A 23,299-nucleotide genomic window follows, 5' to 3' on the forward strand; every position below is an offset into this window, starting at 1 on the left:
AAGCGGCGCGTATAGTAAGTTTCGCTGCCGAAAGTGTCAAGGGTTGGGCGTTAGATATTTCGAGAAAATTCGAGGATATGGCCTTTAAACTGCTTCTCAAGGTAGTCGGTATGCACGGGTTTTGTATGGCTGTTGCTGAAGCCGTGCGCGGCCAGCTTCACGCTGATTTTGGTTTTTCGACCACGGCCCGGATCTACCAGAATTACGTCGCAGCGGGGTTTGGCGTGATTGACAATAAACTCGGCAAGTAACTGAACGTGCTCGTCTTCGTACAACAGATCACTGCCGATAATCAGGTCAAAAAGCCCCAGTTCACTGCGGTCGTCGGCCCAGTCTGCCCGCTCAAACGCAATGCTTTTGCCGTGATTCAACAGAGTGTTGCGAACCAGAAAGTGTTCAACTTCGGGGTGATAGTCGGTCGCCGTGATGTCGGCTTGGCGCCCGTTGAGCAACAGGCTTGATAGCGCTATACCGCAGCCGATTTCCAAGATGCGTTTGCCCTCAATCGGGTAGACCAGCATATGGTTTGCTAGCACTACGCTAGACGGCCACAACACGCCAAAAATTGGCCAGGCCGCAGAGGAAATACCCAAGGCATCGGCCGCGCCCTCGGGGTCGTTAAACTGTTGGTTGTCGCGAAGGGTGCACAGATGGATATCAGTATTACCAACATCGATGGTTTGGTAACGCAGCCGCAAGGGAAGGCTATCCATTATGGGTTGAGAGCTCCTTTCTGGATGATCGACACTTGTGTCTGGTTACGGCCTGATGTCTTTGCGCTATAAAGGGCTCTATCAACGCGCTCAATCAAATCGGCTAATGCTTCCTCGGGCTGCAATTCGCCCAAACCGATCGACACGGTGACGGAGCCTACGTTTTCGTTATGTTGGTTCTGCACGGCTAGCTGGCAACGTTCGGCCAGCGGCAGTCCCTGGTCTAAGTCGCAGCCACCGAATATAAGCAGAAATTCTTCACCGCCCCAGCGTATCACGGTATCGTTGGCTCTTAATGTGGCAATCATTGTGTTCGCAACAGCTTTGAGAACTGTATCGCCGGTGGCATGTCCCCAATTGTCGTTAACTTGTTTGAAATGGTCGATATCAGCCATCGCGATCGACATAGGCAGTTTGGACCCGCGGTGCTGCATGTAAGCTTTTTCCAGCGCTAGCTCTCCGGCTGCTCGGGTCAGGGCGCCCGTTAGCCCGTCAAAGCGCACCATTTCACGGAACGTCTGTTCTTCCAATACTCGAGTCGTCAGGTCGCGAAAGATACTCACGTAATGACTGACATTATTCGCTTCATCGGTCAGCGGCGTTATTGTCTCGTTACAGTAAATCAGCTCGTTATTCTTGCTGCGGTTAACAAAAGTCCCCTTGTAAGAGCGCCCCTTTTTCAGGGTGTCCCACATGTCTTTATAGAATTCAAAATTCTGTTCTCCGGAACTGAACATGCTCGGATTTCGACCCAGTACCTCCGTGAGTCCGTACCCGGTGATTGTCTCGAAGGCTTTGTTAACAAATTCGATGGTTCCATGGCTATCGGTGATAAGCACGCCATCATCGGTAGCGTTGATTACGTGGGCAAAAAGCTGAGTTGTATTCTGCGCGGCTATCAGGCTGCTGATGTCCCGCTGTAACGAAATAAAATGCGTAATCTCACCGGCTTTATTGTGTACAGGAGAAACGTTCCACTCGACCGTGTACGGACGGCCATCTTTGCGGTAGTTAATCGTCGAACCTTGAAAATGGGTGCCGTTGTGAAGGCAATGGCGCAGCCTGTCAATCACATCAGGATTGGTTGCTGGCCCCTGAAGAAGGCGCGGGTTTTGTCCAAGTAACTCTTCTTCGTTGTAGCCCGTCATCCGCAGAAAGGCCTGATTGGCGAAGACAATACGGTGCCCAGCTTCGCCAGAGTTTGCGTCTGTTAGTAAAATAGCGTTGTAAGACTGTTCAAGCGCAAAAGCGATGACGTTCGGATCGGTGTGGTCAGCAATCGTATTCATATCAGGGGCAACATTTTGCATGAGTTGATTGTTGTATGTGACCGTTATTGCTTGCAACCGCACTTGGCCTGATTATTCAGAAGGCCGCTGTATGTCCAGCGTCAATGTTTGAATGTAACAAGAAATCAGTCAGGCAGTAGGGCCGACCTCATTTTTTCAGCACTCAGCGGCCTCGAATACCAGAATCCCTGAGCGATATCGCAACCCTTATTTTTAAGGAAATCCCGTTGTAATTCTGTTTCTACACCCTCGGCAACGATTTTCATGCCAAGAGAATGGCCAAGGGTAATGATGGCTTCGATAACGGACTCGCTGCTTGAATCAGTTATTTTGCTGACAAACGCCCGGTCGATTTTCAGCGTGCTGGCAGGTAGGCTGGATAGCTGGCTTAAAGATGAGTAACCCGTACCAAAATCGTCGATGGCAAGGCTGAAGCCTTCGTCATGGAGCGCAAGAATCAGCTCCATCTGTTCTTTAGTGTGGCTGAGTGCTGCCCCTTCCGTGATTTCAAGCTCAATGGCGGAGGCAGGCACCGAAAAAGTTTTTAGGGTGTTCAGTAGAACGTCTTTGAACCCCAAGCTTGCCAGCTGCAGGGGAGAAATGTTGATCGCCATCGTTGGAATCTTCAAACCGAAATCGGTCCATTCACGCCACTGTCTGCAAGCCTCTTCGAGTACCAGCCTACCAATCTGGACGATTAAACCGTTGGCTTCGGCAAAGGGAATAAAACGCGACGGGCTTACAGGGCCCCACTTTGGATGAAACCAGCGAATCAGAACCTCAAAGCTTTGAAGGCTATTGTCACTTAGGTTGTATTTAGGTTGGTAGGCCAGCCTGAACAGGTCATTATCCAATGCTAGGCGAATTCCCAGCTCAAGGTCAGCGGCAGACTTTGTACGTTGTTCGAGCTCTTCAGAAAAGAGCTCCAATTCATTTCGTCCCCGCGACCTGGCTTCACGAAGCGCAGATTCTGCCCTCCGCATCAGGGATTCACTGGTTGTGCCGTTCTCTGGGCAGACGCTGATGCCGGCGCACGCCGTTAAATTGAATACCCGCTGCTCAACGGCAAAGGGTTCAGATAAACGGTTCTGGAGTCTATGAGTCATAGATTTCAGGTCGTCGGCGTGGTTTGTGCCATCTAGCATCACTATAAATTCGTCTGCATTGAGGCGACCGCATAGGTCTTTCCTGGCCAGGGACGTGCTGATCCGTTCGCTGGCTCTCTTCAAAACCAGATCGCCAGACGTATGGCTCAGGGTCTCATTGATGATGTCAAAACAATCCAGGTTCAAGAGCACCACACCAAGCTGGCGCCCGCCGACATTTAGCCTTTCGCTGAGCTGGTCGCTAAAACCTTCGCGGTTCAGTAGCCCGGTGATTGGGTCATGTGTCGCCGCATAGGCCATCTGGTCTTTAGCGCGTATCTTTTCAGTGATGTCGACGCCAAACCCCTGGAACTCCCCGGGTCCAGGGATCTTTCCGCCCTGCAATTGGCGAATGCGCCATTCGACCCAGCGGGTATCGCCACTGGGTGGCATCATTCGAATGCACAGTGTTTCAACGTCTTCCAGCGGCGTGCCATTCTGATTAATGAGCTGGCGCTTTAAAAGCACACGGTCGTCGGAATGAAGTAGTTCCAAAAAGCTGGTGCCCAGCAACTGGTTAGTCTGCTCACACTTATAAAAGTGACACATGGCCGGGTTGGTAAATGTGAGGCACAGATTGCTGTCCAGACGGATGATCAACTCGGTTTGGCTTTCCACAATTTCACGGTAGCGCTGCTCTGCGGTGTGCAGTTTAAGCAGTGCATTCTTGTAGTCAGTCAGGTCGTGGCAGATACCTACGTAAATTCGGCCAGTTGGTGTATCGGCACGCCCTACCGACAGGTGCATTGGGAAAGTGTTCCCATTACTCCTGAGACCCTCTACGTCCCTGCCAATACCTATGATCTTGGCGTGCCCGGAGTGGTGATAGTTTTGCATATAGCCATCATGATGGGCCGCGAACTGGTCAGGCATCAGGCCTGAAACATTGCGCCCTATGACTTCCCTGGCAGGATAGCCAAACAGTTTCTCGGCACCGTTGTTAAACGAACTGATCAGGCCTTTGTCGTTGATGGCAATAATGGCATCAACTGCGGCCTCCAAAATGGCATTCTGGAGGCCAAAGGCCGTACGCAGCTGTTCAATGTCCAGGTCTTCAACTGCGCCAGAGCCGGGCAAAGTGTCTTTAGGCATTAAATCGCTCCGTTAGGCCATGGAGGTTGGCAGCTGTTTTCTTCAAAGCCTGGCCTCTATCACTTGTTTTAGAGGCATTGTCCAGACTTTCATCCGCCGCCTCTGCGATACGGTTTATCTGTTGAGAGATTTCTTCGGCAACGTGAGCCTGCTCCTCAGTTGCAGTGGCCATTTGCTGGCTCATACCGTTGATACGCTCCATGGCCGACTTGATTCCTTCAAGAGCCTGCTGTGTCTCGCTGACACGCTGCACACCTTGCTCGGCGTCGTCATTGCTTTGACGGGCAATGTCCACGGCGTGCTTGGCGCTGGCTCGACGGTTGCTGATGATCTTCTGAATGGATTCAGTTGACCCACGTGTTTTTTTGCACCGACGATGACGTAAAGCTCTGCAACCTTGGAAGTCCGCTCTAGGCTAGGTTGAGTCAGAACAGGCTTGTATCCAATCAGCCTGCCTTGTTGAAAGTTGGGGTGATATGGGCGTCCACCCAATATTGATCATCGATCTTGCAGCAGTTTTTCACAATACCCATCCAGCTCTTCTTGGCCTTCAAGCACCTCCACATGTGCTCATACACGTGAGGCTGCATGCCAGGGTGCCTTATAATGTTGTGTTGGCTGTCAATCAGCTCTTTCCTGGTGAAACCGCTGGTGGCTTTGAACACATCATTACAGTTTAGAATTTTGCCCTTGGCGTCTGTAGCGGATATGCGTCGCTGAGACGGGTCAAAGCTGCGCTGCTGTTCTGTCAGTTGAAGGTTTTGACGCATCGGGGCAGCGCTTTTGATTTGAGGTTAAAGTAGTATTATCGGTGTTTGGCCGATTTATTGAAAGTTTGCATGAGCGGATGGGTATTCAGTATTTTTTGGCAAAAATGCCAAACCGAAGTATTTATTCTGTATTGTGCGATCGAATATCCTGACCATCTTTTCTGAAGATATGAATATGAAAAATACCGTCGTACTTATTTCATTGGGCGGCACCATCGCCAGTCTTCCAAGCAGTTCGGGAGGGGCGATTGCGGGTGCTCTTTCAGGTAAAGAACTGATGGACAGGTTGCAGATTAAAAGCGACGGTCCGGTTGAGGTGATCACTCTTTGCCAGAAGCCCAGCAATGCCATTACCACTGATGACCTGCTGCAGCTCAGAGTGTTGTGTCTTGAGTTGTCCCAACGTAAAGATGTGGCTGGGTTTGTGGTGTCCCAAGGTACGGACACCCTTGAAGATACCGCCTACTTCCTCGACACGAGCCTGGGGCTTGAAGATACCGCGCTTGTAGTCACCGGTGCTCAGCGCGTGCCCTATGTCAGCGGCTCGGATGCCGGCCCCAATCTTCGCGATGCGTTGAAGGTAGCGAATGCACCTCAGGCACGGGGCGCCGGCGCATTGGTGGTGTTTAATGAGGAAATTCATGCGGCAAGCTCTGTGCGTAAACTCAGCAGCTATCAGCTTAATGGCTTTGGTTCACCAGGCATCGGGCCGGTAGGGTTTGTTGATGGCGATGAGGTCAGGCTCACCAAACGGGTGCAGCGCTTGAGCGCAATTGCGCCGGGCGAGCAACTGCCGCGCGTGGATATTCTTCCGGTGGCGATTGGTGCGTCACCGGCCCTGCTTGAAGCGGCGGTAGCCAGCGGAGCCAAAGGGTTGGTGATAGACGCCGTCGGCCGTGGACACGTTCCGCCGAACTGGATGCAACCGCTGGGCGCTTTGAGAGCCGCGGGCGTTCCTGTGGCGGTCGTGTCTTCTACCCAATGGGGAAGGCTCGCAGAAGTTTATGAGTACCGGGGGTCACTGGCTGAACAGGTGTCGATAGGCGTGCTTAAAGCCAGTCACCTTAATGCTAGAAAGGCCCGCCTCAGGCTTATGTGCGCTTTGTCGTGCAATATGCCAATCGATCAGTCGCTGTTTTCCTGACAGTCTGGCTGTAAAGCATAACGACTTTTAATCGATTTTATCCCCGTATGGAGAGGCCTGGGCCCATGAAAGCACGCCGGTCAACGTCGGTTGCCGCAAAGGCCGATCACGCGCCTGTGAAGGCTACACCTGAAGTGAAGGGTTCCCGTCACCACGTGATCTACCGGGCGGTCAGCGATGCAGTGATCGAGCATCGGCTCAAGCCCGGTGCGCGTTTGCGTGAGGACGCCTTGGCGGAGGTATTTGGCATCAGCCGTACTGGCATTCGCAAGGTGCTGCAACGGCTGGCTCTGGAACAGTTGATTACACTAACGCCGGGTAAGGGCGCAACGGTGGCACGACCCTCAGCCGAGGAAGCGCGGGAAATTTTTGATGCGCGGCGGATGATCGAGTGTGCCCTGATGGCTCGCCTGGCTGTCAGCATTACCACCGCACAGGTCGATGAGCTGCGCGCTATGGCTCAGCACGAGCAGCAGATTTTGCAAAGAAATGAGCAAAGCGCGGCGATCAAGATATCTGCGGCTTTTCATGGACGCCTGGCCGAGCTGGCGGGCAATCAGGCGCTGGCGCAGTTTGTCGCTCAACTATGCTCGCGTTCTTCATTGATTCTGGCCGTTTATGGTCGTTCGGGTGACTTGGGTTGTGATTGTCATGACCATCACCGACTGGTTGATCTGCTCGAGACTGGGGACAGTGACGCTGCCGCGGCATTCATGCAGAAACACTTATACTTGATCGAAAATTCGTTGTTTATTAGGGAAACCAAGGGTGAAACGCCGAATCTGCGTGATGTGTTTGGAGTCTATTAAGGAGACTCTGAATAAGTCTCAAGATTAGCGGCAATAAGGCAGTACGGCCATCGCACAGGATTTGCCGCGACCATGGATCAGGCTATCTTCTTCGAAGCCGAGTACCAGACCAAGAAGCGCAAACCCCGTTGCCGGTTTGCAGCTCTTTATACAGACCTACTCCGCCTTGCCGGGCTTATGTTTGTCGATCTGGTAGTCCACCACTGCAGAAACACGATACAGAACAGGGTCGGTGTTGCCTTTGTTTCGTTCGCTCATATCATTTTTGCACCAGTTTGGTTCAATAAAACTGGGACTGAAGTTGGATGTTCGCGTCAGGAAGAATCCTTCAAAAGAAGTCATTCGGTGTTTTTCCATATATTTCAATGCCAGTCAGTTATGTCTGAGTACTTTTAAGTTAAGTAATGGATTCTGGTATGAATTCTGCAAATACTTTTTGTATACAATTTTTGTATACACATCAGAATTTCGATTCTTAACTTGAAATTGACAACATTTAATCTCGGGAGATTGGCATGCAACCCACCAACGACACGGCAATAAGCGACGAAGGCAGCGCACTTCGACCAGTGACCAAGAAAGAAAAAACGTGGGGCTCGTTTGCAATATTCAACGTGTGGGCCAACGACATTCAGTCTTTGTTTGGCTACACCCTGGTGGCATCCCTATTTATTTCATTTGGTGCTAGCGGGTGGACTGCCTTTACCGCCTTGATCGCAGCAGGCCTGTTTGTGATGTTCATGGTCAACTTGTCTGGCGCGGCAGGCGAGCGTTATGGCATCTCCTACCCTGTATTCGCTCGTGCCAGTATGGGTACTGCGGGTGCCAAGCTACCTGCGATTTTGCGTGCAGTCGTCGCTATTTTTTGGTATGGAGCGCAAGTCTACTTCGCCTCAACTGCGTTGTCTCTTTTGATCAGGACGATCACAGGTGCCGAATCTGACACGATGTTCCTGGGTTTGAGCGGCGTCGACTGGGTGGCCTTCTTGTTCGTCTGGGCGTTTCACATTGTTATCTTCTGGCGCGGTATGAATTGGGTTGAAGGTTTTTTGAATCTGGCGGGGCCATTTGTGTACGCCGTGATGATTGGCTTGGTGATTGTGCTGTGGAACAAGTCAGACGGACAGCTACTTTCAGCCGCGCAAACTATTTTCGCCAACCCAGAAGCTACTTGGAAAACCGAGGTGTCTGGCTTTGTTGCCATCTTTGGCACGATGGTGGCTTATTTTGCGGCGGTCATGATCAATTTCAGTGACTTCTCTCGCTTCGCAAAAAACAAACAGGCTATGGTCAACGGCAACCTTTGGGGTTTACCGATGAACATGATTTTATTCTCGGCCCTGGCTTTGCTCACGACTGCAGGCGCGGCGGTGGTCTATGGTGAGGCCATCATCAACCCCACTGAAATAGTGGAGCGTGCCGACAGTGTGTTCTTGAGTATCATCGCAGCGATTACTTTTTTTGCAGCGACCGTTGGCATCAACCTGGTTGCTAACTTTATTCCTGCGGTTAACGGTATTGCCAACTTGTCACCATCAACAATCAGCTTTCGCAAGGCCGGCTTGATCACATCAGGATTCGCTCTGGTCATTGGCGGTTTGTGGACTGCAGTGATTAGCCAGATCGGTATTGCTGGCTTTGTAAATACGCTAGGCGCGACCTTGGCTCCCCTGTTTGGTATTTTGATTGTTGACTACTACGTGGTGCGCAAACAAGAGCTCAGCCGCGAAGACCTTTACAACATGAAAAGTGGCCAATACCACTACAAAAAAGGCTGGCACGACAACGCAGTCATTGCATTTGTGATCGGTGGAATATTCTCAGTGGCCACAGTGTGGGTGCCGGTGCTGAGCGACCTGTCTGGCTACGCCTGGATTATCGGCGCCACATTGGGCGGCATCATTTACTACCTATGCACCAAAAAGTATGAAACTGTCTTGATCCAGTCTAATGCCCTGAAGGACTGAACAAGTTCAAGCTCCTCTGGGTGGAGCCCCCACCCAGAGGAGCAGTGCGTAGGTGTGCAGTGGTTCAATGATTCTGAATATCAAAGTAGGCGGCCTCGGGTTTGTCGAGGCCAGTCGATCAAACCCATAAACAGCGCGCAGAACAAAATCGACATCGAGTAAAGGGTGGTTAGCCGGCCGGGCCCGCTACCGTATTTGTGCTTTCGGGAGCTGTTGCTCTCGTTCTAAATGATTGTCATTTCTATGTTCATGGCTGTGGCGATTGCCGGTGAAGGTCCTAGTGGAGCTTCCGATGTAAGGCTTATTCTGACTTCAGGTTTGAGTAGCTCTTGAAACGTCCGATAAAAGGCTTGGCTGGGGGGAAGGCCAAGTCGCCATATTTACTAGAGCCCAAGCCCAGGCCGACCAAGGCTTCCGCGAGTTTGATGGCGGCGGTGACGCCTTCGATGATCGGCAGCCCGACCGCTTCGGTAATTTGCGGGGTTAGATCCGCCATGCCGCCGCAGCCAAGCACGATGGCGCCGATGTTGTCCTCATGCTTGGCTCGCAGACATTCTTCGATGATCAATTGCAGTGCCAAGTCTGGGTTGTCTTTCAGTTCCAGCACTGGAATGTCTGCCGCGTGGATGCGCCGGCAGTTGTGACTGAATCCATAACTGTCTAGCAGACGCTCGGCAATAATCATGGTGCGGGGCAATGTGGTGACGATGGAAAAACGCGTGCTGATCAGGCCTGCCATGTGAAAAGCGGCCTCGGCAATACCAATCACGGGTGCGCGGGTCAGCTCACGTGCGGCATAGAGACCGGGGTCGCCAAAGCAGGCAATCACGTAAGCGTCGGTACCCTCGCGCTCACCGGCGAGCACTTCTTCTATAACGCCTATAACACTCACGGCTTCATCGAAATGGCTTTCGATAGAGACCGGGCCGCTGTCCGGTTGGCTGGCCGTAATGCGTGTGCCGGGTGAGGCGACAGCCCGTGCTGCTGCACCTATGGCGTCTGTCATGGCTTGAGTGGTGTTCGGATTAATGACGCGAATGTGCATTTCGATGACCTATGTAAGTATTTGTACACAAAATTTCAGTATAATTGTATACAATTAAGATTGTCAAAAACCCATAATACAAACTGGGCCATCAAGGTGAATAATTGGCAGGTATTTTATGCCACGACGCTCTTCTCTAACACGCACAAAAGGTTATGCAGCCATGGGCATCAGCGCCATTTATCCGCGGGATCTTGTCGGTTACGGCAGGAACCCGCCGCACGCCAAATGGCCGGGTAAGGCCCGTATCGCCGTTCAGTTCGTGCTCAACTACGAGGAGGGTGGGGAGAACTGTGTCCTGCATGGTGACAGTCACTCCGAGCGATTCCTCTCTGAAATCGTCGGTGCCGAGTCGTTCCCGGACCGGCACATGAGCATGGAATCTATATACGAGTACGGCTCCCGCGCCGGTGTTTGGCGTATTCTCAAGGAGTTCGAAACACGTGGTTTGCCGCTGACGGTCTTTGGTGTGGCCATGGCACTGGAACGGCATCCTGACGTGGCTGCGGCATTCAAGGAGTTGGGGCACGAAATTGCCTGTCACGGTTGGCGCTGGCTTCACTACCAGGGTATGCCCGAGGCGATTGAGCGCGAGCATATGCAGCGTGCTGTGGAAATTTTTCAGCGCCTATACGGCGAGAAGCCGCAGGGCTGGTACACCGGTCGCGACAGCCCCAATACTCGTCGTCTGCTACTGGACGAGGGCAGCTTTGTGTATGACAGCGACTATTATGGCGACGATCTGCCATTCTGGACCCGCGCTGCCGACAGCAAGGGCGAGTATCACAACCACCTGATAGTGCCCTACACTCTGGACACCAACGACATGCGTTTTGTCTCACCGCAGGGTTTCAACACCGGCGATCACTTCTTCAGCTATTTGAAAGATGCTTTCGACGTGCTTTATGCCGAAGGCAGCGATCAGCCAAAAATGCTCTCGGTGGGTTTGCATTGTCGTGTCATTGGCCGCCCTGGCAGGTTTCGTGGGTTGCAGCGTTTTCTAGACTACATCGAGGCCCATGACCGCGTCTGGGTGACTCGCCGTATCGATATAGCCCGTCACTGGGCCGAACACCATCCTGTATAAGTCTTTCCCTATAGGAGCCACCATGGCCCAGCGTCCGAACGAACCAAAAACCTATTACGCGCCCACCGGCGGGCACCCGCCGCAAACGCAATTGCTGACAGACCGCGCGGTGTTCACCGAGGCCTATGCTGTGATTCCGAAGGGTGTGATGCGTGACATCGTCACCAGCCATCTGCCATTCTGGACCGGTACTCGCTTGTGGGTGTTGTCACGGCCATTAACCGGCTTTGCTGAAACCTTTTCGCAGTACATCATGGAAGTACAGCCGGGTGGTGGCAGCGACCGGCCGGAAACTGACCCGGGTGCTGAAGCTGTGCTGTTCGTTGTCGAGGGTGAGCTGACCCTGACCTTGAGCGGTAAAGAGTACAACATGTCGCCGGGTGGCTACGCGTTCATTCCGCCGGGTAGCGATTGGGTTCTGCACAATAACTCGGGCGAGGTTGTGCGCTTTCATTGGATTCGCAAAGCTTATGAGAAAGTTGAGGGTATCGAAATGCCAGCAGCCTTCGTTACTAATGAAACAGTGGTTGAACCGCTGGTAATGCCCAACACAAATGGTTGTTGGAGCACCACCCGCTTTGTTGATACCCAGGACATGCGCTATGACATGCATGTGAATATCGTCAACTTTCTACCCGGTGGTGTAATCCCATTTGCCGAAACGCACGTTATGGAGCACGGCCTGTATGTGCTCGAAGGTAAGGCTGTTTACTTGCTGAACAAGGATTGGGTAGAAGTAGAGGCCGGCGACTACATGTGGCTGCGCGCCTTCTGCCCTCAGGCTTGCTATGCCGGTGGCCCGGGTCCGTTCCGCTATTTGTTGTACAAGGACGTGAACCGGCACATGAAACTGCCGACTTACGGTCGTTAAGCAGAATTTGTAACAGCGTGCAGGAGTATGTAGATGAGTGAGCAGTTATTGCAATTAACAGCCGAGCCGCTGACTCCCGAGGCTTTCGTTGCCTTTGGCGAGGTAATTGATCACCGCAGCGCTACATTTTTCATGATTAACGACGGGCGCACCCGCCGCTACCATGACCTGGCCAAGGTCGAAACCTTGGGCGAAGAAGCAAGAACGCTGATCAGTATCTTTGTCAGCCAGCCAGTGCAAATGCCATTGGAGTTGGCGTTTCTTGAGCGTCATCCGCTGGGCAGTCAGGCTTTTGTGCCCTTGCACGGCGAGCGCTTTGTGGTTGTGGTGGCCCCGGCCGGAGACGTTATCGATCCAGATCAGGTGCGGGCTTTCGTAACCGATGGCCGACAGGGCGTCAATTATCGCGCTGGCACCTGGCACGCCATTCAGTCAGTGCTTGACCGCGAGGGAGAGTTTCTGGTCGTGGATCGCGGCGGCGTGGGGCACAACTGCGAAGAGCATCCACTGGCGCTGCGGGTGGTTCTGAAATAGTCGGAGCATCGTGCAACAAAAAGCCTTGTGATGTGGACTGTATCACAAGGCTTTTTGTTGTCTGAGACCCTTCAAGGTCAGAAGTCTTAATCAGACATTAAAGCGGAAGTGCACCACGTCGCCGTTTTTCACGATGTATTCTTTGCCTTCCAAGCGCCACTTTCCGGCGTCTTTGGCGCCCGCTTCACCTTTAAACTGGATGAAGTCTTCGTAGCCAATCACCTCGGCACGAATAAAGCCACGTTCGAAATCGGTGTGAATTACGGCAGCCGCCTGGGGCGCAGTGGCGCCAATTTTTACGGTCCAGGCGCGCACTTCTTTCACTCCCGCAGTGAAGTAAGTCTGCAATCCAAGCAAGCCGTAGCCGGCGCGAATCACGCGGTCCAGGCCGGGTTCTCCCATGCCCATTTCGTCCAGGAACATGCTTTTTTCGTCGTCTTCCAGTTCGGAGATTTCTGCTTCAATCTTGTTACAAATGGGCACCACCACGGCGTTTTCAGCAGTGGCGATTTCGCGCACGGTATCCAGGTATGGGTTGTTCTCGAAGCCGTCTTCAGCCACATTGGCGATATACATGGTGGGCTTGATGGTCAACAGGCACAGCTCGCGAATCAGCAGCAACTCGTCTTTATTCAGGCCCATGCCGCGCACGGGTTTGCCTTCGTTCAGAACCGGTAGCAAACGTTCAAAAATGTCCAGCTGGGCCTTGGCCTCTTTATCGCCGCCTTTGGCGATTCGTTGTACCCGCCTGATGGCTTTTTCCACGGTGTCCATGTCGGCTAGCGCCAGTTCGGTGTTGATCACCTCTATGTCGTCTGCCGGGTCTACCTTGTTCGACACATGAATAACGTTGCTGTCGTCAAAACAACGCACTACGTGGGCAATGGCTTCGGTTTGGCGGATGTTGGCCAGAAACTGGTTGCCCAGGCCTTCGCCCTTGGAGGCGCCTGCTACTAGCCCGGCAATGTCCACAAACTCCATGGTGGTTGGCACAACACGCTGGGGCTTAACAATTTCAGCCAGCTTGGTCAGGCGTGGGTCGGGCATGGCCACTACGCCGGCGTTGGGCTCGATGGTGCAGAACGGAAAATTTTCTGCGCCAATGCCTGCTTTGGTCAGTGCATTGAACAAGGTAGATTTGCCGACGTTGGGAAGGCCGACGATGCCGCAGTTAAATCCCATGGAGTGCCTCTGATTCAGTAAGATAAGGGACAGAGTTTAAATCTGTCTCTGGTTTGAGCGTGTGTCAGGCGTTGGCGTCAAAGCCGTGCAGGCGGTTCATGGCCGCAGCCATGTTGCCGTTGGCAGCGTCTGGCAATACGCGCATGGTTTCATCGAATACCGCCGTTAGCGCTTCGGCTTCCCTTTTGCCCAGGCGTCCCAATACATAGCCGGTCACTTGGCGGGCTTCACCGGGGTGGCCAATGCCCAGTCGCAGGCGCTGGAAATCGTTGGTGCCAAGGTGTGCAACGCTGTCGCGCAAACCATTATGGCCGCCGTGGCCGCCGCCTTTTTTCAGTTTTGCGGTGCCCGGGGGCAAATCAAGTTCGTCGTGGGCGATCAGAATCTGTTCGGGGGATATCTTGAAAAAGTCTGCCAGTGCTTTTACCGACAATCCGCTGCGATTCATGAACGTTAAGGGGTTCAGCAAATGCAGTTCCAAACCTTGCCATTGAATACGGGCATATAGGCCGTGGTATTTCTTTTCGAGGCGAAGCGACTGGCCCGCATCGCGGGCCAGTGCCTCAACGAAGAGGGCGCCGGCATTATGGCGGGTATTCTCGTAATCGGCACCGGGGTTACCCAGTCCAACCACCATGACAATATCCTGTGCCATCTGCCGTCGCCTCCGGAGTAATTACTCCTTGCCTTCGCCGTCTTCTTCATCTCCAGCGGCGTCAGTCTTAACACCTTTAGGCTTGTTGATGGTAACAACAGCCTGGTCTTGCTCAGCGCCGTGCTGCAGTGCAGGAATACGAACACCTTCTGGAAGCTTGAGGTCGCTCATGTGCACAATGCCATCCATCTCGACGTCAAACAGGTCGATTTCGATGAACTCTGGCAGGTTTTGCGGCAAGCAAGCTACTTCTACTTGGGTCATCAGACGGAAAGCAACGCCGCCAAAGGTCTTGATGGCTGGAGCAGTTTCTTCGTTCACCAAGTGCAGCGGTACGTGAACGAAGATTTCTTCGTCTTTGTTAATGCGCTGGAAGTCAGCGTGGCTCAGCAGCGGCTTGTACGGGTGACGCTGCAGATCCTTCAGGATAACGCTTTCTTTTTTACCGTTCAGTTCAATGGTCAGAACGCGGGAATAAAAAGCTTCGTTTTCCAATGCTTTTTTCAGCTCGTTGTGCCAGATGGAGATGGGCACAGCCTCTTTATGACCACCGTAGATGATGGCCGGGATTTTACGCTCTTCGCGACGCAGGCGGCGGCTCGCACCTCTCCCCTGGTCGTCACGAGGAAATGCTTCAATTACAAAGTCCTGAGACATGGTAAGTATCCTTATCGTCATCTGCACGGCCCGCGACCAGGCTCTTTACAAATGAGGTTTTAAAAAGCCGGCGGTGCCAGCTATGAAAAGGTACGGGAGCCGTTGTGGCTCCCGTACCGGTATTTGCTTTTGCGGTCTATTTTGAACAGCTCCGATTACTCAGAACGGTTAAAATTAAAACGGCTTAGACATTCTCGAACATGGCGCTGATAGATTCTTCGTTGCTAACGCGGCGAATAGATTCCGCGAGCAAACCGGCCATACTGAGAGGGCGGATTCTAGCACACTGCCGGGCTTTGTCACCCAGAGGAATGGTGTCGCACACCACCAGCTCGTCCAGTTCGGAGTTGTTAATGTTGTCGATGGCTTTGCCAGAAAGAACCGGGTGGGTAATGTAGGCCACAACCCGCGATGCTCCGTGTTTTTTCAAGGCTTCGGCGGCTTTGCACAGCGTGCCGGCGGTATCAACAATGTCGTCAACCAGAATACAAACTTTGCCGCGTACATCACCAATAATGTGCATAACCTGGGACACATTAGCCTTGGGGCGGCGCTTGTCGATGATCGCAAGGTCTGCGTCATCCAGGCGCTTTGCCACGGCGCGCGCCCGCACAACACCGCCAACGTCGGGCGATACCACGACAAAATTTTCAAAACGCTGTTTTTCAATATCTTCAATCAGCACCGGTGTGGCGTAAATATTGTCCACCGGAATATCAAAGAAGCCTTGAATCTGATCGGCGTGTAAGTCTACGGTCAGTACCCGGTCTACACCAATGCTGGAAATCATGTCAGCAACCACTTTGGCGCTGATGGCGACTCGGCTGGAACGAACTCGACGATCCTGACGGGCGTAGCCGTAGTAGGGGATAACCGCGGTGATGCGTGATGCAGAAGCTCGGCGCAGGGCGTCGGCCATCACAATCAGTTCCATTAAATTATCATTGGTGGGATGGCACGTAGGCTGAATAATAAAAACATCGTGGCCGCGCACATTTTCGTTAATTTCAACGGTGGTTTCACCATCGCTAAAACATCCGACTGTTGCGTTGCCAACTGGAATATGGAGTTGCTTGGAAATTGCGTGGGCAAGGTCAGGATTGGCGTTGCCGGCAAAAATCATTAACTTGGACACGATAGCATCCTTCTCGGTATCGGCGTGTGATTCAGAAGAAGTAGAAGAAAGATGGCTGGGGTGGCAGGATTCGAACCTGCGCATGACGGGATCAAAACCCGTTGCCTTACCACTTGGCGACACCCCAGTGTCGTGCTTATTTGGCATCATTATAGCTCTGCTAGTTTCTGGTGTAGAGGTGAATGATTCACCCCTCTAGCTACGAACCCCTTGATGCCAGAGGGTCTACTTTTCCAGATAATCCGGGCTGCGGATTCTGTCGGGAAACGTCCGAAAATGCAAGCTCCTGTTCCAGTTAATCTCGCAGGTCCGAATTGTGAAAGCCAATTTAGACTTTCAGCGACGTCAGGATACAGTTTCCGAACCGTTGCTTCACAGTCGTTTTTGTACCCCGAGGCATCTCCCTCAAAAGCGGGCGCCATTGTCATTTTTGGAGTGTTTCTTGTCAACCCTTTTGCCGAAAAAATCTTGGTGGTTTGAATATTACATTCGGGCTTTAGCACCACAAACCAGTCTTGTGGTGGGTTTGCGGGTGTGAGCTGTTCACCGACGCCTTCGCCGATGGCTGCGTGGCCGCGTACAAAAACCGGTACATCGGCGCCCAAATTCAGCCCCAGTTCTGCCAGAGCGTCTTCGTCATGGCCAAGCTGCCACAGGTAATTCAACGCCAACAGGGTGGTTGCGGCGTTAGAACTACCACCGCCCAAGCCACCGCCCATGGGCAGTTTTTTACAAATACTGATGGTAACACCGGGCAGCTGCGCCAGCGCGTCCCCGACCAATGCGTGAGCAGCCTTAATGATCAGGTTGTCGGCATCGGCTACCCCGGGCATCGATTGCGCCAGGCGCACGCCGGGCTTACCGGGAGTCAGCTCAAAGGTCAGTTCATCGCCATAGTCCAGAAACTGGAACAGGGTTTGAATCAGGTGGTAACCGTCAGCGCGGCGGCCATTGATGTGCAAGAAAAGATTAATCTTTGCCGGCGCCGGCAGGGTGATTGTGGTCATAGTGATGGCCGCTATTGTTGCCGTCATAGTTTCTGTCAGAATTTCTGTCAGAGTTGCCTTGAAAGTTGCCTTGAAAGTTGCCTTAAAACTTGAACCGAGAGCTGTCGTCAGGGCTTCAGGGGCTGCCAGTCAGTAATGGCCATGCGCACGCGTTTCTCGCCCTTAGTGGCAGTGATGCGGGCAGGCAGTGCCGGCAGTTCGGGGCTTGCGCTGTACCAGCGGTCGTATTGAATATGCCAGCCGCTCTGGCGAATAGCCACCAGTTCCCCGGTGCTGTTGAACAGCAGGCGGTAGTCGCCATCGGGCGCGGTTAAGCCCCGCACCCACCAGGTCAGCTGGTTCAATGGCAGGCGCCAGCCCGTCGCCGCTAGTACCAGTTCGTCTGGTTCAGAGGATTGGTAACGCTCGCCGTCGGCCAGTGTCAGTTCAATAAAGTCGGGTGAGCCTTTCAGTCGGGTGCGGCCCATGCCCAGAAAGGCCGAAGACAGGGTCAGATCATAGTCTTCGTTGTGCTGTACCCATTGGTTAATCAGCGCGCTGCCGCTGTCAGAAGGTTGCTTAACGGCGAGCTTGCCGGTCAGTTTCCAGTGGTCAAGATTCTGCCGCTGGCGGACTGTGTCTGTCCAGGATGCGGGCGGCTGGTCGGTCAGGCCTGCTGGTAAGGGCTCCAAAGTTATTGTGCTGCAGCCGCTCAGCGTAGCCAGTAGAAGCATTAAAGCAGCGCGGCGCAGTCTCACCTTGGTTAAGGTTGAAAAAAACACGGTTACTCGCCAGCCGTAGCTTCAACAGCGTCGGTACTTGATGCCGGCTGTGTGCCTACCCGCTCAATGGTTTCTAGCAACACTTCGTGCTGGGGGTCCTGTTTTAGTCCCTGTTCCCAGATAATGCGCGCCTGCTCTTCGGCGCCCGTCATCCACAAAACTTCGCCGTAATGCGCGGCTATTTCAGAGTCTGGGAAGGCAGCCCATGCGCGGGACAGGTAATCCAGAGCCTGTTGCAATTTGCCTTCGCGGTAAAGTAGCCAGCCCATGCTGTCGAGAATGGCCGGGTTTTCGGGCTCCAGCTCCAGCGCTCGCCCAATCAACTGACGGGCCTCAAAAAGACGCTCGGTGCGAATGGTCAGAATGTACCCAAGAGCGTTCAAGGCCACCGCGTTGTCGGCGTCGTCGCGCACAATCTGCTCCAAGTCTTGCACTGCTTCGGCGGTGTTTCCCTGGCTGTCCATCATCATGGCGCGGGCGTAACGAATCTGGATATTGCCCGGGTGTTGCAGTAGCGCTTGCTCAATGGCTTCGGCGGCCTGCTGTTGCTGGCCCTGATTCAGCAGCAGGTTGATTTCAATCATCCACAGTGCTTCGGAGCGCCCTGGGTTGGTTTGGCGTAATTGCTGAATGGCATTAACCGCTTGCTCGAGTTTGCCGGTTTCAGCCAACAAGGTGCTGGCTCTGGCTTGGGCGGGCAGGTAATAGACGCCCTCGCTTACAGCCTGGTAGTAGTTAATCGCCTGTATAGAGCGGTTTTCATTGTCTGCCAGTCGGCCCAAATAATAATTGGCTTCGGCAGCTTGCTGACCTCGGTTTAGCAAAAAGGTCAGTTCTTTGCGGGCGATGTCACCCTGCTGGTTTTCAATCGCCACCAGCGCGTGGGACAGGCGCAATTCAGACATGTCCGGGTAGCGCTTAACCAGCCGCTCAAATTCGTCTTGCGCGGCTTGCAGTTCGCCTTCATTAACCAACATACGGCCGTATAGAGCGCCCATTTTCTGATTTCCGGGGAAGCGCCGGGTGTTGGTCATCAGGTGGTCAAGCGCAGTGCGTTTTTGGTCGCTGCCGTACAGTAGGTCGCCTTTCAGAATGATGGCCGGTTGGAAAGTGGGGTGTTTTTCCAGCAGCGTTTGCAGTCGCGCCAGTGCCGGCTGCGGCATATCGCGTATTTTCATCAATAAGGCAATGCTGTATTCCAGCTCTGGATTGTCGCTGTGGCGCTCGGCCAAATCCAGATACAGCGTCAACAACTGCTGCTGGCGCTCAACCGAGAGGCCGGCTGCCATGGCTGCCAGACTGTCAAAGTCGGCGTCACCGCCGAGTTCCATGATTCGTTCCATGTGCACCAGTGCCAGTGCCAGGTCATTACTTTTTACCGCCTGAATGGCGGCGGAACGGTGGGCCTCGATGCTGTCGGGTTCCACTTCCAGCCACAATTTCACCAGCTCCTGCTGGGTGTTTTCGCTGTTCAGGGATTGGGCGATGCGGGTTGCCCGCTCAATAACGCCGACATCACGGGACACTTGGGCGGCCTGCACGTAGTGGCCCAAAGTGATATCATAGCGACCGCGCTGCGCGGCAATTTCTGCAGAGGTCAGCAGGTACAGGACTTCAGGCTCGAAATTCCCGTACACCGGCGGAGAGTCGGGTGCCTCAGAGGTAGGCGAGGCGTTGGGTGCAGAGGCATTCGATTCGGCGCCAATCACGTCTGGTTTGACGTTGTCAAAGCCCGAAAAGCTGCTGCATCCCGAAATCGCAAGGCCCAGCAAGCCGGTGGCGAAAACGCGATGAAGTTTATGATGGCGAGTGAAATGACGATTGCCATCAACTGCGCGGTAAAAGAGCCCGAAAAAGAATGTTTGCATGCAAAATTCCGTATGTTGAGCAGGCGTAAAACCCGATGTGGAGCGCCAAAACTGTATAATGGCATAACCGCCAGATGTTGCCTAACGTGTCCGCACTTGCCGCAGCTCAAGGCTTATGGGTGGCAGCGCGGCCTTCAGAACGTTAAAATACTGGTAATATTAAACCTTCATTAATCGCAAAGCGCGCAGGATTGTTGAATCACAAAATGGCACTGGTAACGCTTGGTATTAATCATCGCACGGCGCCTGTTGCAATCCGCGAACGGGTGGCGTTTACCCCTGAGCGCATGGCCGAGGCCTTTGCAGAGCTGCGCGCGGCTGCCGGAGCAACCGAGGCGGCCATACTTTCGACCTGCAACCGTACCGAAATTTATCTCGCCGCTGATGAAAATTGCGCCCCTCTGATACTGCGCTGGTTGGCCGGTTTTCACAACGTCGATGCCGGCGACCTGGAAGACGTGATTTACGTCCATCATGACAGCGAGGCAGTACGCCATCTTATGCGGGTGTCGGCCGGGTTGGATTCCATGGTGTTGGGCGAACCGCAGATACTGGGGCAGCTTAAAGATGCCTATGCCCTGGCGCAGGAGCACAAAGCCTGTGGCTCGTTTCTGGCGCGCCTGTTCGAACACACCTTCTCGGTAGCCAAACGGGTTCGTACCCAAACCGCTATTGGCGAAAACCCGGTTTCCATCGCCTATGCGGCGGTGAGCATGGCTAACCGCATTTTTGCCGACATGTCGCGTAACAAAGCTCTGCTGATCGGCGCCGGCAAAACCATCGAACTGGTTGCCCGCCACCTGGCAGACGCCGGCGTGAAAGATTTCCTGGTAGCCAACCGTACCCTGGAGCGGGCGCAAACGTTGGCGCAGGTCCACGGTGGTAAAGGCATATTGCTGTCCGACATCGCCGAACATTTGCACGAAGTGGACATTATTATTTCGTCCACCGCTAGCCCGCTGCCCGTTCTGGGCAAAGGCACCGTGGAGCGGGCACTGAAAAAGCGCAAACACCAGCCCTTTTTCATGGTGGATATTGCTGTTCCGCGGGACATAGAACCGGAAGTGGCCGAGCTCGATGACGTGTATCTTTACACCGTTGACGACCTGCGTCAGGTGATTGAAGAGAACATTCGCTCCCGCGAGGGCGCCGCCCGGGAAGCCGAAGACCTGATTAATCTGGGTGTGCAGGAATTTCTGAACCAACTGCGCGCACTGGACGCTGTATTCACGCTGAAGCAGTTCCGCCAGCGAGCCGAAGATCTGCGCGATGTGGAAACTGAAAAAGCGCTTCGCTCTTTGCGCAACGGCGCCGATCCGGAAACCGTGATGCGCAGCCTGGCTCGTGGTATTACCAACAAGTTGCTACACCAACCGTCAATTCAGGTACGCAAGGCCACCACCGCCGGGCGCATCGAGGTCACTGAATGGTTGCGGGAATTGCACCAGCTTGATGCAGAAGAAACCGACCATAAGACCCCCGTTGGAAAACTATGAAGCCGTCTATTCAGTCTCGCCTTGAACAGCTTGTTGAACGTTTTGAAGAAGTCAGCGCCTTGCTCAGCGATGCCGGCGTGATTGCCAATCAGAATAAATTTCGCGAGTTGTCCCGCGAATACGCCGAAATAGAGCCGGTGGTGCAGTGTTTCCAAGCCTGGCAGCACTCCCTTGTGGACATCAACGAAGCGCGAGAGCTGTGTAAAGACGGCGACGCTGACATGCGTGAAATGGCGGAAGAAGAGCTGCGCACCGCCCAGCAAGCCAGCGAAGAACTGGACGCAGAACTGCAGGGCCTGATGCTGCCAAAAGACCCGAACGACGGTAAAAACGTGTTTTTGGAAGTGCGCGCCGGCGCCGGCGGCGACGAAGCCGCCATATTTGCCGGTGACCTGTTCCGCATGTACAGCCGTTTTGCTGAACGGCGGCGCTGGCAGGTGGAAATTCTCAGCGCCAGCGACGGCGAACACGGCGGTTACAAAGAGGTGATTGCGCGGGTGACTGGCAGTGGCGTGTACGGCACGCTGAAGTTTGAATCTGGTGTGCATCGCGTACAAAGAGTACCGGAAACCGAATCCCAGGGCCGCATTCACACCTCGGCCTGCACTGTGGCTGTTATGCCGGAAGCCGACGAAGCCGAGGCGGTAGAAATCAACAAGGGCGACTTACGGGTAGACACCTTTCGCGCCTCTGGTGCCGGCGGCCAGCACGTTAACAAGACCGACTCCGCCATTCGCATTACGCACTTGCCAAGTGGCTTGGTGGTGGAATGCCAGGAAGAGCGCTCGCAGCATAAAAACCGTGCCAAGGCCATGAGCCTGCTGGCTTCGCGCTTGCAGAATATTGAAACCGAGCGCGCCAATCAAAGCATGGCCGAAACCCGCAAAAGCCTGGTGGGCAGCGGCGACCGCTCCGAGCGCATTCGCACCTACAACTTCCCCCAGAGCCGGGTAACCGATCATCGCATCAACCTGACCCTGTACAAGCTAGATGAAGTGATTGCGGGCGATCTGGATTCGGTGATTAGGCCATTGCTGCAAGAACACCAGGCCGAGCTGTTGGCTGCGCTGGCCGATGACCGCTGATTTTGCTGACAACCTGGGCACCTTTGATCCAGTCACTTTACGCTGTGACGAATTGCTACGCGCAGCTGCGAGCCGTATCGGCAGTGATTCGCCCCAGCTAGACGCCGAGCTGTTACTGGCCCAGGTAACCGGATGGTCCCGAACCCGCTTCCGTGCTTTCCCCGAACAACACGTCAGTCTTGTGCAGGCGGCTGCTTTTGAGCAGCTTGTAGCCAAGCGCGCAGCGGGTGAACCCGTTGCTTACGTGCTGGGGCAGCAAGAGTTTTGGTCACTGCCGTTGCAGGTGAACGCTGCCACGTTGATTCCACGGCCCGATACCGAATGTGTGGTCGAGCAGGCGCTGACCCTGAATCTGCCAGCCCAGGCACGGGTTTTGGATTTGGGTACAGGTACCGGCGCCATTGCCTTGGCGCTGGCCTGCGAGCGGCCTGATTGGGACATAACCGCCAGTGACTTTGTAGATGCCGCCGTCGCCTTGGCGCAGAGCAACTCAGCGGCGCTGAATCTGCCAATTCAGGTGGTGAAAAGCCACTGGTTCGACCAGCTTGCGGCTGTCTGTTTTGATCAACGTTCTAACCGACGTGGCGATCAGCGTCGTGATTTACAGCGTGATTTAAGTGGTGATCAGGGCTTTGATTTGATCGTGTCTAACCCGCCTTATATTGCGAAAACTGATCATCATCTGATTGAAGGTGACGTTCGTTTCGAACCGGCCTCTGCGCTGGTGTCGGGTGCCGATGGCCTGGATGATATCCGCCATATTGTGGCCGCTGCGCCACGTTGGCTGAACGCTGGCGGATGGTTGCTGTTAGAACACGGTTATGATCAGGCGCAGGCTGTGCGGGAGTTGCTAGACCAACAGGGCTTTGATCAGGTACATAGCCGAAAGGACTACGGCCGTAATGACCGAGTGACTCTTGGCCAAGTCAGGTAGGGGACGGATTTCAAATCCGTCCCCGCTTTCCGTGTCCGTTTTCTCCCAAGACC

Annotated in this window: 22 protein-coding genes and 1 tRNA gene; 9 read left to right on the forward strand and 14 right to left on the reverse strand. The window is 53.9% G+C overall.

What is annotated here, in order from left to right:
* Positions 1-50 precede the first annotated feature (50 nt).
* The 5 genes from ABA45_RS04385 to ABA45_RS04405 form a co-directional block, all read right to left on the reverse strand.
* Positions 51-713: a class I SAM-dependent methyltransferase gene (locus ABA45_RS04385; protein WP_048384469.1), complete on the reverse strand. Its 663-nt coding sequence runs from the start codon at positions 711-713 to the stop codon at positions 51-53.
* Positions 713-2,023, reverse strand: coding sequence for a sensor domain-containing diguanylate cyclase (locus ABA45_RS04390; RefSeq protein WP_227506120.1), 1,311 nt, complete (start codon positions 2,021-2,023; stop codon positions 713-715). Before ABA45_RS04390 ends, ABA45_RS04385 begins: the two co-directional genes overlap by 1 nt.
* 104 nt (positions 2,024-2,127) lie before the next feature.
* The gene (locus tag ABA45_RS04395; RefSeq protein ID WP_048384470.1) at positions 2,128-4,239 is read right to left on the reverse strand and encodes a putative bifunctional diguanylate cyclase/phosphodiesterase; all 2,112 of its coding nucleotides are present in this window, start codon (positions 4,237-4,239) and stop codon (positions 2,128-2,130) included.
* A complete protein-coding gene (locus tag ABA45_RS04400; RefSeq protein ID WP_084708273.1) occupies positions 4,232-4,579 on the reverse strand; it encodes a methyl-accepting chemotaxis protein in 348 nt (115 codons plus the stop codon). The genes ABA45_RS04395 and ABA45_RS04400 overlap by 8 nt, the downstream gene beginning before the upstream one ends.
* 106 nt (positions 4,580-4,685) lie before the next feature.
* A complete protein-coding gene (locus tag ABA45_RS04405) occupies positions 4,686-5,009 on the reverse strand; it encodes a PAS domain-containing protein (protein ID WP_048384472.1) in 324 nt (107 codons plus the stop codon).
* A gap of 175 nt (positions 5,010-5,184) precedes the next feature.
* On the opposite strand from ABA45_RS04405, the gene ABA45_RS04410 reads away from it, so the two are divergent.
* The 3 genes from ABA45_RS04410 to ABA45_RS04425 all read left to right on the forward strand — a co-directional run bounded on the left by ABA45_RS04410 (position 5,185) and on the right by ABA45_RS04425 (position 8,929).
* Positions 5,185-6,153, forward strand: coding sequence for an asparaginase (locus ABA45_RS04410; protein WP_048384473.1), 969 nt, complete (start codon positions 5,185-5,187; stop codon positions 6,151-6,153).
* A 65-nt stretch (positions 6,154-6,218) separates the two neighbouring features.
* On the forward strand, positions 6,219-6,962 hold the full coding sequence (locus ABA45_RS04415) for a GntR family transcriptional regulator (RefSeq protein ID WP_227506121.1): 744 nt from the start codon (positions 6,219-6,221) through the stop codon (positions 6,960-6,962).
* A gap of 515 nt (positions 6,963-7,477) precedes the next feature.
* A complete protein-coding gene (locus ABA45_RS04425) occupies positions 7,478-8,929 on the forward strand; it encodes an NCS1 family nucleobase:cation symporter-1 (protein WP_048384475.1) in 1,452 nt (483 codons plus the stop codon).
* Positions 8,930-9,230: 301 nt separating this feature from the next.
* Here the strand turns inward: ABA45_RS04425 and ABA45_RS04430 are convergent, their stop codons facing one another.
* On the reverse strand, positions 9,231-9,974 hold the full coding sequence (locus ABA45_RS04430; protein WP_048384476.1) for an aspartate/glutamate racemase family protein: 744 nt from the start codon (positions 9,972-9,974) through the stop codon (positions 9,231-9,233).
* Positions 9,975-10,143: 169 nt separating this feature from the next.
* Between ABA45_RS04430 and puuE the strand changes: the two genes are divergently transcribed.
* The 3 genes from puuE to ABA45_RS04445 are packed head-to-tail and all read left to right on the forward strand — an operon-like array spanning position 10,144 to position 12,466.
* A complete protein-coding gene (puuE, locus tag ABA45_RS04435) occupies positions 10,144-11,061 on the forward strand; it encodes an allantoinase PuuE (protein ID WP_264753033.1) in 918 nt (305 codons plus the stop codon).
* A gap of 22 nt (positions 11,062-11,083) precedes the next feature.
* Positions 11,084-11,932, forward strand: a complete 849-nt coding sequence (locus tag ABA45_RS04440; RefSeq protein ID WP_048384478.1) for a bifunctional allantoicase/(S)-ureidoglycine aminohydrolase — start codon at positions 11,084-11,086, stop codon at positions 11,930-11,932.
* Positions 11,933-11,965: 33 nt separating this feature from the next.
* Positions 11,966-12,466, forward strand: coding sequence for an ureidoglycolate lyase (locus ABA45_RS04445; RefSeq protein ID WP_048384479.1), 501 nt, complete (start codon positions 11,966-11,968; stop codon positions 12,464-12,466).
* 90 nt (positions 12,467-12,556) lie between these two features.
* Here ABA45_RS04445 and ychF read toward each other — a convergent pair whose 3' ends face one another.
* From ychF to ABA45_RS04485, 8 genes are all read right to left on the reverse strand, one after another.
* Positions 12,557-13,648 carry a redox-regulated ATPase YchF gene (gene ychF / locus ABA45_RS04450; protein WP_048384480.1) on the reverse strand — a complete coding sequence of 364 codons (1,092 nt, stop codon included), beginning with the start codon at positions 13,646-13,648 and terminating at the stop codon, positions 12,557-12,559.
* Between the two features lie 64 nt (positions 13,649-13,712).
* Entirely contained in the window at positions 13,713-14,303 is a 591-nt protein-coding gene (gene pth / locus ABA45_RS04455; RefSeq protein ID WP_048384481.1) for an aminoacyl-tRNA hydrolase, read from the reverse strand.
* 21 nt (positions 14,304-14,324) lie between these two features.
* Complete coding sequence (locus tag ABA45_RS04460) at positions 14,325-14,960, reverse strand: 50S ribosomal protein L25/general stress protein Ctc (protein WP_048384482.1); 636 nt, start codon at positions 14,958-14,960, stop codon at positions 14,325-14,327.
* A 184-nt stretch (positions 14,961-15,144) separates the two neighbouring features.
* A complete protein-coding gene (locus ABA45_RS04465) occupies positions 15,145-16,095 on the reverse strand; it encodes a ribose-phosphate diphosphokinase (protein WP_041635461.1) in 951 nt (316 codons plus the stop codon).
* A 52-nt stretch (positions 16,096-16,147) separates the two neighbouring features.
* Positions 16,148-16,222: transfer RNA gene (locus tag ABA45_RS04470), tRNA-Gln, on the reverse strand.
* A 22-nt stretch (positions 16,223-16,244) separates the two neighbouring features.
* Positions 16,245-17,129: a 4-(cytidine 5'-diphospho)-2-C-methyl-D-erythritol kinase gene (gene ispE / locus ABA45_RS04475; RefSeq protein ID WP_227506123.1), complete on the reverse strand. Its 885-nt coding sequence runs from the start codon at positions 17,127-17,129 to the stop codon at positions 16,245-16,247.
* An 80-nt stretch (positions 17,130-17,209) separates the two neighbouring features.
* Positions 17,210-17,863 carry a lipoprotein insertase outer membrane protein LolB gene (gene lolB, locus ABA45_RS04480; protein WP_048384483.1) on the reverse strand — a complete coding sequence of 218 codons (654 nt, stop codon included), beginning with the start codon at positions 17,861-17,863 and terminating at the stop codon, positions 17,210-17,212.
* A gap of 2 nt (positions 17,864-17,865) precedes the next feature.
* On the reverse strand, positions 17,866-19,731 hold the full coding sequence (locus tag ABA45_RS04485; protein WP_048384484.1) for a tetratricopeptide repeat protein: 1,866 nt from the start codon (positions 19,729-19,731) through the stop codon (positions 17,866-17,868).
* Between the two features lie 206 nt (positions 19,732-19,937).
* Between ABA45_RS04485 and hemA the strand changes: the two genes are divergently transcribed.
* The 3 genes from hemA to prmC are packed head-to-tail and all read left to right on the forward strand — an operon-like array spanning position 19,938 to position 23,246.
* On the forward strand, positions 19,938-21,227 hold the full coding sequence (gene hemA / locus ABA45_RS04490; RefSeq protein WP_048384485.1) for a glutamyl-tRNA reductase: 1,290 nt from the start codon (positions 19,938-19,940) through the stop codon (positions 21,225-21,227).
* Positions 21,224-22,312, forward strand: coding sequence for a peptide chain release factor 1 (gene prfA / locus ABA45_RS04495; protein WP_048384486.1), 1,089 nt, complete (start codon positions 21,224-21,226; stop codon positions 22,310-22,312). Before hemA ends, prfA begins: the two co-directional genes overlap by 4 nt.
* Entirely contained in the window at positions 22,302-23,246 is a 945-nt protein-coding gene (gene prmC, locus ABA45_RS04500; RefSeq protein ID WP_048384487.1) for a peptide chain release factor N(5)-glutamine methyltransferase, read from the forward strand. The genes prfA and prmC overlap by 11 nt, the downstream gene beginning before the upstream one ends.
* Positions 23,247-23,299: the final 53 nt, after the last annotated feature.

The organism is Marinobacter psychrophilus (genome assembly GCF_001043175.1).
GTDB classification, from domain to species: domain Bacteria; phylum Pseudomonadota; class Gammaproteobacteria; order Pseudomonadales; family Oleiphilaceae; genus Marinobacter; species Marinobacter psychrophilus.

Coding starts and splice junctions, on each gene's coding strand:
- ABA45_RS04405 (WP_048384472.1), bottom strand. CDS start 5,009: ATGCGTCAAAACCTTCAACTGACAGAACAGCAGCGCAGCTTTGACCCG.
- ABA45_RS04460 (WP_048384482.1), bottom strand. CDS start 14,960: ATGTCTCAGGACTTTGTAATTGAAGCATTTCCTCGTGACGACCAGGGG.
- ABA45_RS04485 (WP_048384484.1), bottom strand. CDS start 19,731: ATGCAAACATTCTTTTTCGGGCTCTTTTACCGCGCAGTTGATGGCAAT.
- hemA (WP_048384485.1), top strand. CDS start 19,938: ATGGCACTGGTAACGCTTGGTATTAATCATCGCACGGCGCCTGTTGCA.
- ABA45_RS04415 (WP_227506121.1), top strand. CDS start 6,219: ATGAAAGCACGCCGGTCAACGTCGGTTGCCGCAAAGGCCGATCACGCG.
- prmC (WP_048384487.1), top strand. CDS start 22,302: ATGACCGCTGATTTTGCTGACAACCTGGGCACCTTTGATCCAGTCACT.
- ABA45_RS04395 (WP_048384470.1), bottom strand. CDS start 4,239: ATGCCTAAAGACACTTTGCCCGGCTCTGGCGCAGTTGAAGACCTGGAC.
- pth (WP_048384481.1), bottom strand. CDS start 14,303: ATGGCACAGGATATTGTCATGGTGGTTGGACTGGGTAACCCCGGTGCC.
- ABA45_RS04385 (WP_048384469.1), bottom strand. CDS start 713: ATGGATAGCCTTCCCTTGCGGCTGCGTTACCAAACCATCGATGTTGGT.
- prfA (WP_048384486.1), top strand. CDS start 21,224: ATGAAGCCGTCTATTCAGTCTCGCCTTGAACAGCTTGTTGAACGTTTT.
- ABA45_RS04390 (WP_227506120.1), bottom strand. CDS start 2,023: ATGCAAAATGTTGCCCCTGATATGAATACGATTGCTGACCACACCGAT.
- ispE (WP_227506123.1), bottom strand. CDS start 17,129: ATGACGGCAACAATAGCGGCCATCACTATGACCACAATCACCCTGCCG.
- ABA45_RS04425 (WP_048384475.1), top strand. CDS start 7,478: ATGCAACCCACCAACGACACGGCAATAAGCGACGAAGGCAGCGCACTT.
- ABA45_RS04410 (WP_048384473.1), top strand. CDS start 5,185: ATGAAAAATACCGTCGTACTTATTTCATTGGGCGGCACCATCGCCAGT.
- ABA45_RS04445 (WP_048384479.1), top strand. CDS start 11,966: ATGAGTGAGCAGTTATTGCAATTAACAGCCGAGCCGCTGACTCCCGAG.
- ychF (WP_048384480.1), bottom strand. CDS start 13,648: ATGGGATTTAACTGCGGCATCGTCGGCCTTCCCAACGTCGGCAAATCT.
- ABA45_RS04440 (WP_048384478.1), top strand. CDS start 11,084: ATGGCCCAGCGTCCGAACGAACCAAAAACCTATTACGCGCCCACCGGC.
- ABA45_RS04430 (WP_048384476.1), bottom strand. CDS start 9,974: ATGCACATTCGCGTCATTAATCCGAACACCACTCAAGCCATGACAGAC.